This is a genomic window from Leifsonia sp. McL0618, assembly GCF_049994905.1.
Classification (GTDB): Bacteria; Actinomycetota; Actinomycetes; order Actinomycetales; family Microbacteriaceae; genus Diaminobutyricibacter.
Genome location: NZ_CP188258.1, coordinates 2,494,704 through 2,510,950, shown reverse-complemented (window position 1 = coordinate 2,510,950; position 16,247 = coordinate 2,494,704). Strand labels below are relative to the sequence as shown.

Genomic DNA, 16,247 nt, shown 5'->3' with positions numbered 1-16,247 from the left:
GGTCGGAATGGATGGGGATCAGGAACCAGGAGCAGCACCGGATGCCATGACTGACGACAACATTCCCGCGGACCGCCTGCACACGCCGGTCCTCCTCGAGCGCTGTGTGGAGCTTCTCGCGCCCGCACTCCAGGCGCCCGGCGCGGTGTTCGTCGATGCCACACTCGGCATGGGCGGCCACTCGGAGGCTTTCCTCGAACGCTTCCCCGAGCTCGTCCTCGTCGGCCTCGATCGCGACCCGGAGGCGCTCTCGATCGCGGGGGAGCGGCTGTCCCGCTTCGGCGACCGGGTCCACCTGGTGCACACGGTCTACGACGGGATCGCCGACGCGGTTCACGAACTCGGATTCGACGAGATCGACGGTGTGCTCTTCGACCTCGGCGTCTCATCGCTCCAGCTGGACCGAGTCGACCGGGGTTTCTCCTACTCGAAGGATGCCCCGCTCGACATGCGCATGGACTCGACCAGCGAGCTCACCGCAGAGACCATCCTCGCCACCTACAGCGAGGCCGATTTGCGCCGGATCTTCCGGGACTACGGCGAGGAACGCCTGGCCCAACGCTACGCGCACCGCATCGTCGAGGCGCGTCAGGAGCGTCCGTTCGTCCGGTCCGCCCAGCTCGTCGACGTGATCACGCAGGCCACGCCCGTCGCCGTACAGCGGCAGGGACACCCTGCGAAGCGCGTCTTCCAGGCGCTGCGCATCGAAGTGAATCAGGAGCTGGCCGTGCTCGAACGGGCGATACCGCGTGCCATCGATGCGCTTGCCGTCGGGGGGCGAATCGTGGTCGAGGCCTACCAGTCCCTCGAAGACCGCATCGTCAAGAGGGTTCTCCAGGCGAAGTCGACCTCGAGTGCTCCCGCTGGTCTTCCTGTCGAACTGCCGGAGCACCGGCCTGAACTGAAACTGCTGATCCGCGGCGCCGAGCTCGCGGATGACGACGAGAAGGCGGCCAACCCGCGGGCGACTTCAGTCCGCCTGCGGGCGGCCGAACGCGTGAGGAGGGGCTCATGAGCACGAATGTGGCAGAGGACCGCCGGGCACTGTGGGTGGGACGCACGGCACCCCTCACGCACGATGAGGAGCACACGAGCCACCTCGAGGTGGTCTCGACTCGCGGCCAGCGCCGTGCACGCCCACGGACCGTCTATGCGATCGTCGCCGTGGCCACGCTCCTCGCCATCGTGATCGCCCAGCTCCTGCTGAGCATCACGATCTCTCAGGGGGCGTACCAGCTCAACACTCTTCAGGACAGCCAGAAGCAGTTGCAGCGCGACTACCAGGCCGCCTCAGAAGATCTCGATCGCCTCGCCTCGCCGCAGTACCTCGCCGCAAGCGCCAACGCCCTCGGGATGGTGAGCAACAGCAGCCCCGCGTACCTCCGGCTTTCCGACGGTGCGATCCTCGGTGCGCCCGAAGCCGCCTCGGCCGGAGCCGGAACGGTCACCGGCGGGCAGGGCAACCTGGTACCGAACGCGCTGCTTCAGGGCGTTCCGCTGGTGAATCAGCATGCGGCTCCCGCGAAGGCTCCGAAGACTGTGAATCCGTCGACCGCGAGCGTGCCTGCCGCGCACGCGGCGCCGCCGACCCTACCGTTGAACGGAGCGCTGCCGACGCCGGTGACGCACTGACGCAATCAAGCACTGACGCGATCAAGCGCTGAAGCGATCAGGAACTGCCGCGATGCTCAGGTGTGACGCGCGAACGGAAGGACGACCAGCACAGTGATGACCCGCAAGTCGATGCGGCGCCGAACAACCGTGACGGTCGCTGCGATCGTCGTCAGTGTCTGCGTTCTCGGCGGCAAACTGGTCGACATCCAGGTGGTTCGCGCCGACCAGCTGCAGCGGGAGTCGGTGAACGCCAAGTCGTATTCGCAGCCCCTTTACGGCATCCGCGGGAGCATCGTCGATGAAGCGGGCAACACGCTCGCAGGCAGCGTCTGGCGGTACACAGCGGCGCTCTCGCCGTTCGACGCGAACGAGGCGGCGAAGTCGGATGGGCAGGCATCGCTGACGAAGAATGTGAACGACATCGGCCGCATCACCGGAAAGGGCGGTCCGGCGATCCTCGCGCTCATCCAGAACGCGCTCAAATCCAACCCGGAGTCCAAGTACGCGCTCGTGAAGTCGGGCATGGATGTCACCATGTTCGACCAGCTCGACAAGCTGAACATCCCGTGGCTGAGCTTCACGAAGACCCCGTCACGCACCTACCCGAACGGCGCAGTCGCAGGCAACCTCATCGGTTTCGTGAGCGGGGAGGGCCAGGCCCAGGCCGGGCTCGAACTGAGCGAGAACGCGTGCCTCGCCGGAACGAACGGCCAGGAGACGTCGCAGCTGGGTGCCGACGGCGTGGCGATCCCCGGCAGCACGGTCGTCGAGAAGCAGGCCAAGGACGGGGGCCAGCTGGTCACCACCATCAACAGCGACCTGCAGTGGTTCGCCGAGCAGCAGCTCGCCGAGGTCGTGCCGGCGCTCGGTGCGAAGTTCGGTTTCGTCACTGTCGCGGAGGCCAAGACGGGCAAACTCCGCGCGGTGGCCCAATGGCCGTCGGTCGATCCGAACAACGTCGACGGCACCCCCTCGACCTATTGGGGCGCGCTGCCCTTCGCCAACCCGTATGAGCCGGGCTCGACCTTCAAGGCGCTGACCGCATCCGCCCTCATCGACAACGGCAAGGCGACGCCCGAGACGCAGGTGCTCGCGCCCTACCACTTCGTCTCCGGTCACGGAGCCGACCTGCACGACTCCGGGTTCCATGACACCGAACGCCTCACCCTGACCGGCGTGCTCATGAATTCGTCGAACACGGGCATGTCGATCCTGGGCAGCAAGATGGACGACACCGTTCGCTACAACTACCTGAAGGCATTCGGGATCGGCCAGGACACCGGCATCGACTTCCCCGGTGAGTCGTCCGGCATCCTGAACCCGGTCAGCTCCTGGGACGACCAGACGAAATACGCGACGATGTTCGGCCAGGGCGTGTCCGCGACCCAGATCCAGATGGTGGGCGCCTACCAGGCCCTTGCGAACGGCGGCAAGCGCATCCCTCTCACTCTCATCGACGGATGCAAGCAGGCGGATGGCACCATGACCGACGTGCCGAAGCCCAAGGCCACGCAGGTGATCTCGACGTCGGCCTCCCAGCAGACGCTCGGCATGATGGAGTCGGTCGTGCAGCAGGGCGAACTCTCCAGGCAGCTCAACATCCCCGGCTACCGCGTGGCTGCGAAGACCGGTACTGCCCAGCAGCCGGACGGAAAAGGCGGCTACTTGCCGAGCTACTACGTGTCTGTTATGGGCGTCGCTCCGGTCGACGATCCGCAATACGTCGTTTCGGTCAACATCGGGTACCCGACTACGATTACTTCGTCGGCAGCAGCGGCGCCACTGTTCAAAACGATCATGAGCCAGGTGCTGAAGACGTTCCGGGTCAAGCCGTCGACGACAGCCCCCGCGAACTACGACCCGTACTACTGAAAGTGAGCCCCGTGACAGGATCGGCGCCCTCAACATTGCGCCCGGAGCATCCCGTCGCCCGACCGCTCGCACAACTTGTGGCGGAATTCGGGCTCGAGTGCCGCGGTGATCTCGACGCCGTCGAGGTCACAGGCGTGGCTCTCAGCTCGGCCGCCGTCGAACCCGGCGACCTCTACGTCGGTGTGCCGGGCCGCAACGCGCACGGCGCACGGTTCGCCGCCGCCGCGGCCGAAGCCGGGGCCGTTGCCGTCCTCACGGACGAGGCGGGCGCGGACATCGCTGCCGACTCCGGTCTGCCGATCATCGTCACCCAGGATGCGCGCGCCGCGCTGGGTGCCGTTGCGGCCTGGATCTACCGCACCGACGAGAATGCGGCGACGCTGTTCGGTGTCACTGGTACGAACGGCAAGACGAGTGTCGTGTACCTGCTGAACGCCATCCTCGGCCAGCTCGGAGTCGTGTCCGGACTGAGTTCCACGGCAGAACGCCGTATCGGCTCGACCGCGATCTCGAGCAAGCTGACCACTCCCGAAGCGAGCGAACTCCACGCTCTGCTGGCCCGGATGCGAGAAGAAGCGGTGCGCGCCGTCGCCATCGAAGTCTCCGCACAGGCGCTCACCCGTCACCGCGTCGACGGCATCGAGTTCGACGTGGTCGGGTTCACGAACCTGAGCCACGACCACCTCGACGACTACGCTGCGATGGACGACTATTTTGCGGCGAAACTCGAACTGTTCCAGCCCGATCGCGCCCGTCGCGGGGTCGTCACAGTCGACTCCGACTGGGGGCGCACCCTCGTCGAGCGGTCGCGCATCCCGGTCACCACTCTTTCGAGCTCGGCGGGAGGAGACGCGGAATGGACGATGACCGTGGTCGACGAGAGTGTCGACCATACGGAGTTCATGCTCGAGGGTCCTGACGGGCGTCACCTGCAGACCCGGGTTCCGCTCCTCGGCTGGTACATGGCGGCGAACGCGGCCCTCGCGATCGTCATGCTCGTCGAATCGGGCTACGACCTCGGTGCCATCGCGCAGGCGCTCGACCGCGATGGCGGGATCGATGCGTTCATACCCGGCCGTGCAGAGCGCATCTCGGGCGACTCCGGTCCGGTCGTGTTCATCGACTACGGGCACAGTCCCGACGCTTTCCTCTCGACGCTCGGCGCCCTTCGCAAGGTCACCGACGGACGGATCATCATGGTGTTCGGCGCTGACGGCGACCGCGACACGACGAAGCGTGCCGACATGGGCGCTATCGCTGCGCGGGGGTCGGATGCCGTGGTCATCACCGACTTCCACCCGCGTTTCGAAGATCCTGCGACCATCCGCGCCGCACTCCTCGACGGTGCCCGGCATGCGGTGCCCGACCTCGAACTGTACGAGGTTCCCGACCCGCGGGCCGCGTTCCGCAAAGCGTTGTCCCTTGCCGGTGAGGGTGATGTCGTGCTCTACGCGGGCCCCGGGCATGAGGACTACCAGGAGGTTGCGGGGGAGAGGATCCCGTATTCCGCGCGTGAGGACGCCAGGCTCGCCCTCCGCGAGGCGGGGTGGCTCTAGATGATCGAGCTCACCTTGAGGGAGATCGCTGAAGCGACCGGCGGGAGCCTCGTATTCGGGGCGGCCGGCGGAACACCCGCGACGACGGTGTCCGGTCTTTCGCACACCGATTCCCGTGACGTCACTGCGGGTTCCATCTTCTTCGCAAAGCCCGGCGAGTTCACAGACGGACACCTTTTCGCGCCCCAGGCTGTCGAGAACGGTGCGGCCCTGATCGTCGTCGACCACGAACTCGACCTTCCGGTGCCGCAGCTCGTCGTCGGGGACACGGTGTCCGCGCTCGGTGCGCTGGCGACCGAGGTCATCGCACGGGTGCGCGCGAACGGCCTGCTGAAGATCATCGGCATCACCGGATCCAATGGCAAGACCACGACGAAGAACCTGCTCAGGGCGATTCTCGAGCGCGTCGGGCCGACGATCGCGCCGCGCGCGTCATTCAACAACGAGGTCGGTGCCCCGATCACCATGCTCGAGGTCACCGAGGAGACCGAATTCCTGGTCGCGGAGATGGGCGCGAGCGGCATCGGTGAGATCACTCGCCTGGTGCGCATGGCGCGTCCGGACATCGGGGTCGTGCTCAAGGTCGGACTCGCCCACGCCGGTGAGTTCGGCGGAATCGAGGCGACACTGCGGGCGAAGACCGAGATGGTGACCGACCTGCTGGCGACCGACGTCGCCGTACTCAACCTGGACGACCCGCGGGTCGCATCGATGGCGGACAAGACCGCCGCCCGCGTGCTGTGGTTCGGACTGGACCCGCGCGCCGATGTGCGTGCGACGGATGTGGTCTCGACGGCACGGGGCACGTCGTTCACGCTCGTCCTTCCTGCGCAGCCCGTCGGGGCGGCGAGCCCGGTCCCGAAAGAGACCGTCGAGCGCTCCGTCAGCTTCCGTGTGCTCGGCGAGCACCACGTCATGAACGCCCTGGCCGCGGCCGCCTCCGCCTACGTCCTCGGCGTCGGAATCGACGACGTCGTCTCGGCGCTCGAATCCGTGCAGCGGGCTGAGCGCTGGCGTATGGAGGTGATGGGCGGCTCGCGTGGCGTCACGGTGATCAACGACGCGTACAACGCCAGCCCCGACTCCATGGCCGCCGCGCTGAAGACCCTCGCCCAGATCGCCGGCCCCGGCGAGCGCACCGTCGCCGTCCTGGGCGAGATGAGCGAGCTCGGGGAGTTCTCCGGCGAGGAACACGACCGCATCGGCCTGCTGGCCGTGCGCCTGAACATCGGCCAGCTCGTCGTCGTGGGTCCTGCGGCCCGGCGCATGCACATCTCGACGATCAACGAGGGATCGTGGGATGGCGAGTCCCTCTACTTCGACACGCCGGACGAGGCGTTCGACCACCTCGCATCCGCCCTGAAACCGGGCGACACCGTGCTGGTGAAGTCCTCGAACTCCGCCGGCCTCCGGTTTCTGGGCGATCGACTGGGAGAATTGTTCTCGTGAGAGCTCTCCTGACGTCCGGTGCCCTGTCGATGGCTTTCACGCTCTTCCTCACCCCGCTCTTCATTCGCCTGTTCCGGCGTCTGCAGTGGGGGCAGTTCATCCGCGACGACGGCCCCAAGAGCCACCACGCCAAGCGCGGAACCGCCACCATGGGCGGCATCATCATCATCCTCGCCACGCTGTTCGGGTATTTCACTGCGCTGCTGATCACCGGGGATCCGACCTCCGTCTCGGCTCTTCTGGTGCTGTTCATGATGGTCGGCCTGGGCGTCGTGGGCTTCATCGACGACTTCCTGAAGACCCGCAACCAGCGCAGCCTGGGACTGGGTGGCTGGGCGAAAGTGGCCGGTCAGGTCGTCGTCGCCACGGTCTTCGCGATCCTCGCGATCAATTTTCCGCAGAACGGGGTGACGCCCGCATCGACGAGCGTGTCGCTGATTCGCGACATCCCGCTCGATTTCATGTCGCTCACCCGGTTCGGCGTGATCGGCGTGATCCTCGCCTACGGCCTGTACCTGCTCTGGATCAACTTCATCGTGACCGCCACATCGAACGGCGTGAACGTCACGGACGGGCTCGACGGCCTGGCTGCCGGGGCTTCGATCCTCGCGCTCGGCTCCTACATCATCATCGGGTTCTGGCAGTCGATACAGTCCTGCTTCACGAGCAAGATCGACCCCGCGAACGTCTACAAGTGCTACGACGTGCGCGACCCCTTCGACCTGGCGATCATCGCAACGGCGATCGTCGGCGCCATCGTCGGCTTCCTGTGGTGGAACACGTCCCCCGCGCAGATCTTCCTGGGCGACACGGGCTCCCTCGCCCTCGGGGGAGCGGTGGCTGCCCTTGCCATCCTCAGTCATACCGAACTCCTGCTGCTCCTGATCGGCGGCATCTTCGTGATCGAGGCCGGGTCGGTGATCGTGCAGCGCCTCTACTTCAAGCTGACGCACGGTAAACGCATCTTCCGGATGAGTCCGATCCATCATCATTTCGAACTGAAGGGATGGGCGGAGATCACCGTGGTCGTGCGGTTTTGGATCATCGGTGGACTTCTCGTCGCCGCAGGCGTCGGTTCGTTCTATCTCGAGTGGCTTGCGCGCTGATGAACGAAGAACCGTCGCCGAACCCTGCCGACCGCCTCGCTGGCCTCACGAGCTGGCGTTCGGACTGGTCTGGCCTCCGGGTCGCCGTCTTCGGTATCGGGGTCACCGGCTTCTCGGTCGCTGACACGCTGACCGAGCTGGGCGCGACCGTACTCGTGGTCGCGGCGAAGGCCGACGAGGAGCGCGCAATGCTCCTCAGCGTGATCGGCGCGGAACTGGTCGAAGACCCCGACCTTGCCAACCCGCCCCAGCGCCTGCTCGACTTCGACCCAGAGCTGATCGTCGTCTCGCCCGGCTTTCACTACGATCACCCGCTGCTGCGCTGGGCGGAACTGCGCGCCATCCCGCTGTGGGGCGACGTCGAGCTGGCCTGGCGCCTGCGGGACAAGGTGGGCGAACCGGCCGACTGGATCACCGTCACCGGGACCAATGGCAAGACGACCACGGTGCAGCTCACCGCCACCATGCTCGTTGCGGGGGGATACCGTGCTGCGCCGTGCGGGAACATCGGCGTCCCGGTGCTCGACGCCATCCGCGACCCCCAGGGGTTCGATGTGCTCGTCGTCGAGCTCTCCAGCTACCAGCTGCACTGGATCAACCGCAATCCGGGCGGCGAGCTCTCTCCGTTCTCCAGCGTGTGCCTCAACATCGCCGACGACCATCTCGACTGGCACGGATCTTTCGACGCCTACCGCGCTGCCAAGGCGAAGGTGTACGACAACACCCAGGTCGCCTGCATCTACAACCGCGCGGATTCGGCGACTGAGCTGATGGTGCAGGATGCCGAGGTGATCGAGGGTGCGCGTGCGATCAGCTTCGGCCTCGACGTGCCCGGCCCGAGCGGTTTCGGAATCGTCGACGGCATCCTCTGCGATCGTGCGTTCCTCGAGGACCGTTTCACGAGCGCGATCGAACTCACTACGCTCGACGATCTGCGCGAGGCGGGTCTCGCGGCGCCGCACGTGGTCGCGAATGTGCTCGCCGCCAGCGCCCTGGCGCGCTCGTACGGCGTCGAGGCGGGGGTCATCCGCGAAGTGCTCACCGCATTCCGGCTCGATGCCCATCGCATCGAACTCATCCGGATCGAGGGCGGTGTGAGCTGGGTCGACGACTCGAAGGCGACGAACCCCCATGCGGCCGACGCCTCGCTCCGTGCGTTCCGGTCGGTGGTGTGGGTCGCCGGGGGACTGCTCAAAGGCGTCGAGGTCGAGGAACTGGTCAAGGGCCACGTTGACCACCTGCGAGCGGCTGTGCTCATCGGTGTCGACCGTGCGCAGCTTCGGGATGCGCTGCAGCGGCACGCTCCAGACCTGCCGGTCTTCGAGGTCGACGCGGAGGCGCCGGCAGACGTGATGCGTGACGCGGTACGGTTCGCCGCCGAGGCAGCCCAGCCGGGCGACACGGTGCTGCTTGCGCCGGCCGCCGCCTCCATGGACCAGTTCACCGACTATGCCGAGCGTGGCCGTCACTTCCAGCAGGCGGTCAACTCCCTCCTTGGCGACGAACAGGACGACTGACCTCCGGCGTCCGCGATCGTTCGCGCGCTGGCGTCCCTTGGAATTCGCAACTAGCCGCCGGGTCTCCGCGGGATGCGCCACTGCTGCCTTTAGTCTTCCCGTTGGGAGACGGCCGCGGCGGCTGCTCGCGCACACCAGAAAGCAGGTGACCGGATGACGAACCCACCCCGCATCGTGCGCGCGCCTCGGGTGGGTGGCGTCGGTCGACCCATCCCCAGGACCACCGCACCAACGGCGGAGCCGGTACCGGACCAGGCCCAGGAGCAGAGGGCAGGTTCATCCGCCCGCATCTCGCTGGGGCGGGTGTTCCAGGCCGAGTCCGCGAACTATTTCATGCTGCTCGGCATCACGCTGTTCATGGTCGTATTCGGTCTTGTTATGGTGCTGTCGTCGTCATCGGTCGAGTCGCACACCGACACCGACAACTTCTTTTCGCGCTTCTGGTCGCAGGGTATCTACGCGCTGGTCGGGCTGCCGCTGATGATGCTGGTATCCCGGCTGCCGAGTGCGTTCTGGAAGAAGACCGTCTGGGTGTTCCTCGGTCTCGCGTGCTTCCTCCAGGTGCTGGTGCTGGTCACCCCGCTCGGCGTCGAGATCGGTGGCAACCGCAACTGGCTGCGTGTCGGCGGGTTCACCGGACAGCCTTCGGAAGCGATCAAGGTCGCCCTCGTCGTCTGGCTCGGAGTGGTGCTCGCGCGCAAACGCGACCTCCTCGGCAACTGGAAGCACCTGGTCATCCCTGTCGTTCCCGTCGCGGGCGGGGCGATCCTCCTGGTCACGATCGGCGGAGACCTCGGCACGACCGTGATCATGTCGGGAATAGTCCTCGGCGCCCTGTTCTTCGCCGGGGTGAAGATCAGGTATCTGGCTCTCGGCAGTCTTCTGGTCTCGGGGCTGGCACTTCTCGTCGCGTTCTCGAGCAAGAGCAGGGTCGGGCGCATCATGGCCTTCTTCGGCGGCCACAGTGCGGTCAACCCCGACGTGCAATGGCAGATCAACAACGGGTTCTATGCGCTCGCCTCGGGAGGGATCTTCGGCGTCGGGCTAGGCAACTCGCATTCCAAGTGGTCGTGGCTGCCGGCCGCAGACACCGACTTCATCTTCGCCATCATCGGGGAGGAACTCGGCCTGATCGGCGCGGTCGTCGTGCTCGTGCTGTTCGTGCTCCTGGCCATCACGTTCCTGCGCATCATCCACGCCAGCAGCGACCCGTTCGCCAAGGTGACGACCGCGGCGATCATGGTGTGGCTGATCGCCCAGGCCTTCGTGAACATCGGCGTCGTGCTCGGGGTGATACCCGTGCTCGGCGTGCCGCTTCCCCTGATCTCTGCAGGTGGAACTGCGATGATCAGTTCCATGATCGCTATCGGTATCGTCCTGTCATTCGCGCGTGAGACCAGTCGGGAGAACGAACGCGCTGCACACGGGATCTCGTCGCACGCATGACGAACTACCTTCTGGCCGGCGGTGGTACCGCCGGCCACGTGAACCCTCTGCTCGCCGTGGCCGACCGGCTCCGCCGTGACGAACCGGATGCGAGCGTGCTCGTTCTCGGTACGGCGGAGGGCCTGGAGGCGCGGCTCGTTCCCGACCGCGGATACGAGCTGGCCACAATCCCTCGCCTGCCGTTCCCGCGCCGCCCGAATGCCGCCGCCGCCCGGTTCCCTTCCGAGTACCGGCGCTCTGCGTCCCGGGTGGTCGATCTGCTCGCCGAGCGGGACATCGACGTCGTCGTCGGCTTCGGCGGGTACGCTGCCGCCCCCGCATACTCCGCGGCCCGCAAGGCCAGGATCCCGCAGGTGCTCCACGAGGCGAACGCACGACCCGGGCTCGCCAATCGCCTCGGTGCGCGCTATACGCCCTACGTCGGTGTCGCGTTCGAAGGCACACGACTGCCTCACGCCCGCTTCGTCGGGATGCCGCTTCGCGTGGAGATCGAACAGCTCGACCGGGCAGCCTCGCGGCCCGCTGCCGCTGCCGAGTTCGGGCTCGAGGCCGATCGCCCGACCCTGCTGGTGACCGGGGGCTCGCTCGGTGCCCGGCGCATCAACCAGACCGTCTTCGACCGTGCCGCCCAGCTGATCGCTGCCGGATATCAGGTGCTGCACGTCCAGGGGGGCCGCGGTGAGCTGACGGACCCCGGCCTCGAGCACTACCGGCTGCTCGACTACTGCGACCGCATGGACCTGGCCCTCGCGATCGCCGACGTCGCGGTCGCCCGTGCGGGTGCGGCCACGGTCTGCGAGTTCGCCGCGCTCGGCATCCCTGCCGTCTACGTTCCGTTTCCGGTGGGCAACGGCGAGCAGCGCTTCAACGCAGCCGGTGTCGTCGGCGCCGGCGGCGGAATACTGGTCGACGATGCCCTGTTCCTGCCGGAGTGGGTCGACGAGCAGCTCATTCCGCTGGTGCGCGACCGCGACAGGGTGACGGCGATGGGGGAGCGAGCGGCGAGCGTCGGAGTCAGGGACGGTTCGGACCGGATGGTGTCGCTCATCCACACTTCGCTCCCGAGCGCGTAGCGTCATACTGGAGGGTGCCGTGAGAGCGGCCGGTCGAACCGAAGCGAACCGAGAAGGAAAGCAATACACGTGATCAAGCCCGATCTGACCATGACCATCCCCGACGAGCTCGGCGCTCTGCACTTCGTGGGCATCGGCGGATCGGGGATGAGCGGGATCGCCCGCCTGTTCCTCGAGGCGGGTTATACGGTGACCGGCTCGGATGTCCGTGACTCGTCGAACGTGCACACCCTTCGCGACCTGGGTGCGACGATCACGATCGGCCACGACGCGGCCAACGTCGGTGACGCCGACACGCTCGTCGTCACCGGTGCGCTCTGGCTCGACAACCCCGAGTACGTCCTCGCCAGGGAGAAGGGCCTGCCGGTGCTGCACCGGTCGCAGGCGCTCGCCTGGCTGATCCACCACAAGCGCCTTATCGCCGTCGCAGGCGCCCACGGCAAGACGACGTCCACCGGCATGATCATCACGGGGCTGCTCGGCATCGGCGAAGACCCGAGCTTCGTCAACGGAGGCGTCATCGAGTCGCTCGGCGTCAGTTCGGCGACGGGTGGCGGCGAGCTGTTCGTCGTCGAGGCCGACGAGTCGGACGGGAGCTTCCTGCTCTACGAGACGGCGGTCGCGCTGATCACCAACGTCGACCCGGACCACCTCGACCATTACGGGTCGCTCGAGGCCTTCGAGCAGGCGTTCGTCACCTTCGCCCAGGCTTCCAGCGAATTCGTGGTCGTGTCGTCAGACGACCCCGGTGCGGTTCATGTCACGGCGAAACTGACGGACAAGCGCATCATGACATTCGGCGAAGCGGCGGATGCGGACGTGCGCGTCCACTCGATCGTCACCGACGGCCCTGTCGCCTTCTCGCTCACCTACCGGGGCTCCGAGTACAGCGCTCAGCTGCGGATCCCCGGCCGTCACAACGCGATCAACGCGGCGGGTGCGTTCGCGGTGCTCGTCGGGCTCGGCTTCGACCCGGCTGCGTCGCTCGCAGCGATCGCGACCTTCGGTGGCACCGAGCGCCGGTTCGAGCTGCACGGCACGGTCGGCGGCGTCAGCGTGTACGACGACTACGCCCATCACCCGACCGAGGTCGCTGCCGCGCTGTCTGCCGCCCGCACCGTGGTCGGCGACGGCCGCATCATCGCCGTGCACCAGCCCCATCTGTACAGCCGCACACGCCTGTTCGCAAAAGAGTTCGCGGAGACCCTTGAGAAGTATGCCGACGAGACGGTGGTGCTCGACGTCTACGGCGCACGCGAAGACCCGGAGCCGGGTGTGACCGGCGCCCTGGTGTCCGAGCGGTTCGAGCATCCTGAGCACGTCGCGTTCATCGCCGACTGGCAGGATGCCGCCGACCACACTGCCGAGATCGCGCGCGACGGCGATTTCGTGATCACCCTCGGCTGCGGGGACGTGTACCGCATCGTCCCGCAGCTGCTCGATTCGCTGCGGCGCGTCCGCGGCTGACACCGACCGGCATGAAGCGTCCCCAGGGGTTCGACCGGCCGCCGCAGCCGCCGTCTGCGCCGCCGCGCGCCGCGACCTCGCGCACGTCGACGCCGTCACGCCCGCCGAAGGCGACGCCGCAGTCGAACACGCCGCCCGTCCACTCGGCCGCGGATGACCGGGCGATCACCGAGCCGATCGCGCTGGTCGGGAAGGGGGCATCGTCCGCCTCGTCGTCACCGTCGTCGGCCGTGCACCCTGAGTCCCGCGTGGGCACAGGCTCGGCGTCTGCGGATGCCGCGGAGCCACGCGTGGGCCGTGAGAAGGCCGATGTTGACCGCGCCCCGTCGAACCGGGAGATCCGCCGGGCTCTCCGACGAGCGCGCAAGGAGCGGGCGCGAGTGGAGCGCGGGGAGGTTCGTCGCTTCACCAAGCGTTCGAGACGGCGTCGGATGGCGTGGCTCGGCGCAGCCGGAACCGCAGCTTTCCTCGTCATCGCCGTCACGCTCACTGCTTTCTCGCCGCTGATGGCGCTGCGTACGATCGATGTCGTCGGCACCAGCCGGGTCAAGGCCGCGGATGTGACCGCGGCTCTCAAGGACCAGCTCGGCCGCCCGCTCCCGCTCGTCGACTTCAACGCGATCCGTGCCGATCTCGCCGCCTTCCCGCTCATCCGCAGCTTCAGCACGGAGAGCCACCCGCCGAGTACCCTCATCGTGCGGATCGTCGAGCGTGTGCCGATCGGCGTGATCACCGACGGCAAGACGTTCCGGCTCGTCGATGCCGCAAAGGTGACGATCAGCCAGAGCGCCAGCCGTCCGGCCGGCTTCCCGGTCATCCACGCGTCGGGTCCTGCGGGAACCACGGATGCGCAGAGCGGGTTCGACGCGGCCGTCGCCGTCCTCCAGGCGCTCCCGGCGCACCTGCTCGGGTCGGTCGACACCATTACCGCGGCCACCAGGGACGACGTGACCTTCACCCTTCTGGGCAGCGGCGCGAGGGTGATCTGGGGGAGCCCTGACCAGTCCGATCTGAAAGCCGCCGATCTCGCAGCGATCATGAAGTCGGCGGGCGCGAGCAGCGGAAGCGTCTTCGACGTGTCCTCGCCGCACTCCGTCGTCAGGAAGTGATCAGGCGGTCCGTGCACACTGGACTTTGGCGACACGCGGGGCGCCTACCGGGGCGGGGGCAGGCGACACCTAACGTCGAATCAGGAATTGCATACTGAGCATAACTTTAAGCCTCGACTTGAGGTTGAAGGTTCCCAGCGGAGGCCGGACGTGACATCAAACCAGAACTACCTCGCCGTGATCAAGGTCGTCGGCATTGGCGGTGGCGGCGTCAATGCTGTCAACCGGATGATCGAACTCGGGCTTCGCGGCGTCGAGTTCATCGCCATCAACACGGACGCCCAGGCACTGCTGATGAGCGATGCCGACGTGAAACTCGACGTCGGGCGCGAGATCACCCGCGGCCTCGGCGCTGGAGCAGACCCCGAGGTCGGTCGACGCGCCGCTGAAGACCATGCCGAAGAGATTGAAGAGGCGCTTGCCGGCGCTGACATGGTCTTCGTCACGGCCGGCGAGGGCGGCGGAACCGGAACCGGCGGCGCGCCCGTCGTCGCACGCATCGCGAAATCGATCGGCGCACTCACCATCGGTGTCGTCACCAAGCCGTTCGGGTTCGAAGGCAAGCGGCGCTCAGAGCAGGCCGAAGCCGGCGTCGTCCGGCTCAAAGAAGAGGTCGACACCCTCATCGTCGTGCCCAACGACCGGCTCCTCGAGATCAGCGACCGCGGCATCAGCATGCTCGAGGCCTTCTCCACCGCCGACCAGGTGCTCCTCGCCGGTGTCCAGGGCATCACCGACCTCATCACCACCCCGGGTCTCATCAACCTCGACTTCGCCGACGTCAAGTCGGTCATGCAGGGCGCAGGGTCCGCCCTCATGGGCATCGGCTCGTCGCGCGGCGCCGACCGTGCCATCAAGGCCGCGGAGCTTGCCGTCGCATCCCCGCTGCTCGAAGCGAGCATCGACGGCGCCCACGGTGTGCTCCTCTCCATTCAGGGTGGCTCGAACCTCGGCATCTTCGAGATCAACGACGCTGCACGGCTGGTGCAGGAGGCCGTGCACCCCGAGGCGAACATCATCTTCGGTGCGGTCATCGACGACACGCTCGGCGACGAGGTGCGCGTGACGGTGATCGCGGCAGGCTTCGACGGCGGCGAACCGGGCGGACACGCCGGTGCCGACACCCGGCGCACCACCTACGTCGCCTCCGGGGCGACCGGAGCCGCGCTCCCGGACACCCAGGCGCTCGACCCGGAGGACATCCCCGCACCCGCGACGAGCTGGTCTGCAGCCGAGAGCCCCGTCGGCGACGCCGCGCCCATCGACCCTGCCTTCGACGACGAGAATGACGACCTCGACATCCCCGACTTCCTCAAGTAGCGCTCTCGCGGAGCGGCTCGCCGCAGCACGTCACGGCATCGCAGATGCCGCACGTGCCGCCGGGCGCGATCCGGGGGAGATCACGACCATCGTCGTGACGAAATTCCATCCGGCGTCGCTCGTGCGCGAGCTCGCGGCCCTCGGGGTGACGGATGTGGGGGAGAACCGCCACCAGGAAGCACAGGCGAAAGCCGCCGAACTCTCGGATCTTGCGCTCACCTGGCACTTCGTCGGTCAGCTTCAGAGCAAGAAGGCGCGGCAGGTGAGGGCGTACGCGCAGGTCATCCACTCGATCGACCGGGTGTCGCTCGTCGACGCACTGCGGTCTGACGACGCCGCCGTCGACTGCTTCGTGCAGCTGAACCTCACCGCTGATCCGTCGCGCGGGGGTGTCGCCGACGGCGAACTCGAGCACCTGGTCGAACACGTCCTCGAGACTCCGGGCCTGCGGCTGCTCGGAGTGATGGCGGTGGCGCCGCTCGGTGAAGAGCCGCGCGCGGCGTTTGCCCGGGTGCGTACGGCATCCGAGCGGGTGCTTCGCCTGGCGCCGGCGGCGACGGCGATCTCCGCCGGGATGAGCCAGGACTATGCGGATGCGATCGCCGAAGGGGCGACACACCTACGAATTGGCACGGCCATTACCGGGAAACGACCGGCGCACGGTTAATCTCGAAGAGAAGGTTCCGTTCGGTGCGGCCTCGCATCGACACCGGTTCAC

Annotated in this window: 13 protein-coding genes; all 13 read left to right on the top strand. The window is 67.2% G+C overall.

Features of this window, described 5'->3' with window-relative positions; translation table 11 throughout:
- Positions 1-46 precede the first annotated feature (46 nt).
- The 13 genes from rsmH to ACPPVQ_RS11955 all read left to right on the top strand — a co-directional run bounded on the left by rsmH (position 47) and on the right by ACPPVQ_RS11955 (position 16,196).
- A complete protein-coding gene (rsmH, locus tag ACPPVQ_RS12015) occupies positions 47-1,015 on the top strand; it encodes a 16S rRNA (cytosine(1402)-N(4))-methyltransferase RsmH (RefSeq protein WP_426515334.1) in 969 nt (322 codons plus the stop codon).
- Positions 1,012-1,632, top strand: coding sequence for a hypothetical protein (locus ACPPVQ_RS12010; RefSeq protein ID WP_426515333.1), 621 nt, complete (start codon positions 1,012-1,014; stop codon positions 1,630-1,632). Before rsmH ends, ACPPVQ_RS12010 begins: the two co-directional genes overlap by 4 nt.
- A gap of 96 nt (positions 1,633-1,728) precedes the next feature.
- Positions 1,729-3,486, top strand: coding sequence for a peptidoglycan D,D-transpeptidase FtsI family protein (locus ACPPVQ_RS12005; RefSeq protein WP_426515332.1), 1,758 nt, complete (start codon positions 1,729-1,731; stop codon positions 3,484-3,486).
- An 11-nt stretch (positions 3,487-3,497) separates the two neighbouring features.
- Positions 3,498-5,042, top strand: a complete 1,545-nt coding sequence (locus ACPPVQ_RS12000) for a Mur ligase family protein (RefSeq protein WP_426515331.1) — start codon at positions 3,498-3,500, stop codon at positions 5,040-5,042.
- A complete protein-coding gene (locus tag ACPPVQ_RS11995; RefSeq protein WP_426515330.1) occupies positions 5,043-6,491 on the top strand; it encodes a UDP-N-acetylmuramoyl-tripeptide--D-alanyl-D-alanine ligase in 1,449 nt (482 codons plus the stop codon). It begins immediately after the preceding gene.
- Positions 6,488-7,597 (top strand): phospho-N-acetylmuramoyl-pentapeptide-transferase, encoded by a 1,110-nt coding sequence (mraY, locus tag ACPPVQ_RS11990; protein ID WP_426515329.1) that lies wholly within the window; start codon positions 6,488-6,490, stop codon positions 7,595-7,597. The genes ACPPVQ_RS11995 and mraY overlap by 4 nt, the downstream gene beginning before the upstream one ends.
- Positions 7,597-9,114 carry a UDP-N-acetylmuramoyl-L-alanine--D-glutamate ligase gene (gene murD, locus ACPPVQ_RS11985; protein WP_426515328.1) on the top strand — a complete coding sequence of 506 codons (1,518 nt, stop codon included), beginning with the start codon at positions 7,597-7,599 and terminating at the stop codon, positions 9,112-9,114. The genes mraY and murD overlap by 1 nt, the downstream gene beginning before the upstream one ends.
- A 153-nt stretch (positions 9,115-9,267) precedes the next feature.
- On the top strand, positions 9,268-10,560 hold the full coding sequence (gene ftsW, locus ACPPVQ_RS11980; RefSeq protein WP_426515327.1) for a putative lipid II flippase FtsW: 1,293 nt from the start codon (positions 9,268-9,270) through the stop codon (positions 10,558-10,560).
- Positions 10,557-11,633, top strand: a complete 1,077-nt coding sequence (locus ACPPVQ_RS11975; protein ID WP_426515325.1) for a UDP-N-acetylglucosamine--N-acetylmuramyl-(pentapeptide) pyrophosphoryl-undecaprenol N-acetylglucosamine transferase — start codon at positions 10,557-10,559, stop codon at positions 11,631-11,633. Before ftsW ends, ACPPVQ_RS11975 begins: the two co-directional genes overlap by 4 nt.
- 69 nt (positions 11,634-11,702) lie before the next feature.
- The gene (murC, locus tag ACPPVQ_RS11970) at positions 11,703-13,100 is read left to right on the top strand and encodes a UDP-N-acetylmuramate--L-alanine ligase (RefSeq protein WP_426515323.1); all 1,398 of its coding nucleotides are present in this window, start codon (positions 11,703-11,705) and stop codon (positions 13,098-13,100) included.
- Positions 13,101-13,111: 11 nt separating this feature from the next.
- A complete protein-coding gene (locus tag ACPPVQ_RS11965) occupies positions 13,112-14,209 on the top strand; it encodes an FtsQ-type POTRA domain-containing protein (RefSeq protein ID WP_426515321.1) in 1,098 nt (365 codons plus the stop codon).
- A 150-nt stretch (positions 14,210-14,359) separates the two neighbouring features.
- A complete protein-coding gene (ftsZ, locus tag ACPPVQ_RS11960) occupies positions 14,360-15,529 on the top strand; it encodes a cell division protein FtsZ (protein ID WP_426515319.1) in 1,170 nt (389 codons plus the stop codon).
- Positions 15,495-16,196, top strand: coding sequence for a YggS family pyridoxal phosphate-dependent enzyme (locus ACPPVQ_RS11955; RefSeq protein WP_426515317.1), 702 nt, complete (start codon positions 15,495-15,497; stop codon positions 16,194-16,196). Before ftsZ ends, ACPPVQ_RS11955 begins: the two co-directional genes overlap by 35 nt.
- The last annotated feature ends 51 nt before the right edge of the window (positions 16,197-16,247 follow it).

Coding starts and splice junctions, on each gene's coding strand:
- rsmH (WP_426515334.1), top strand. CDS start 47: ATGACTGACGACAACATTCCCGCGGACCGCCTGCACACGCCGGTCCTC.
- ACPPVQ_RS12010 (WP_426515333.1), top strand. CDS start 1,012: ATGAGCACGAATGTGGCAGAGGACCGCCGGGCACTGTGGGTGGGACGC.
- ACPPVQ_RS12005 (WP_426515332.1), top strand. CDS start 1,729: ATGACCCGCAAGTCGATGCGGCGCCGAACAACCGTGACGGTCGCTGCG.
- ACPPVQ_RS11995 (WP_426515330.1), top strand. CDS start 5,043: ATGATCGAGCTCACCTTGAGGGAGATCGCTGAAGCGACCGGCGGGAGC.
- murD (WP_426515328.1), top strand. CDS start 7,597: ATGAACGAAGAACCGTCGCCGAACCCTGCCGACCGCCTCGCTGGCCTC.
- ftsW (WP_426515327.1), top strand. CDS start 9,268: ATGACGAACCCACCCCGCATCGTGCGCGCGCCTCGGGTGGGTGGCGTC.
- ACPPVQ_RS11975 (WP_426515325.1), top strand. CDS start 10,557: ATGACGAACTACCTTCTGGCCGGCGGTGGTACCGCCGGCCACGTGAAC.
- ACPPVQ_RS11965 (WP_426515321.1), top strand. CDS start 13,112: ATGAAGCGTCCCCAGGGGTTCGACCGGCCGCCGCAGCCGCCGTCTGCG.
- ACPPVQ_RS11955 (WP_426515317.1), top strand. CDS start 15,495: ATGACGACCTCGACATCCCCGACTTCCTCAAGTAGCGCTCTCGCGGAG.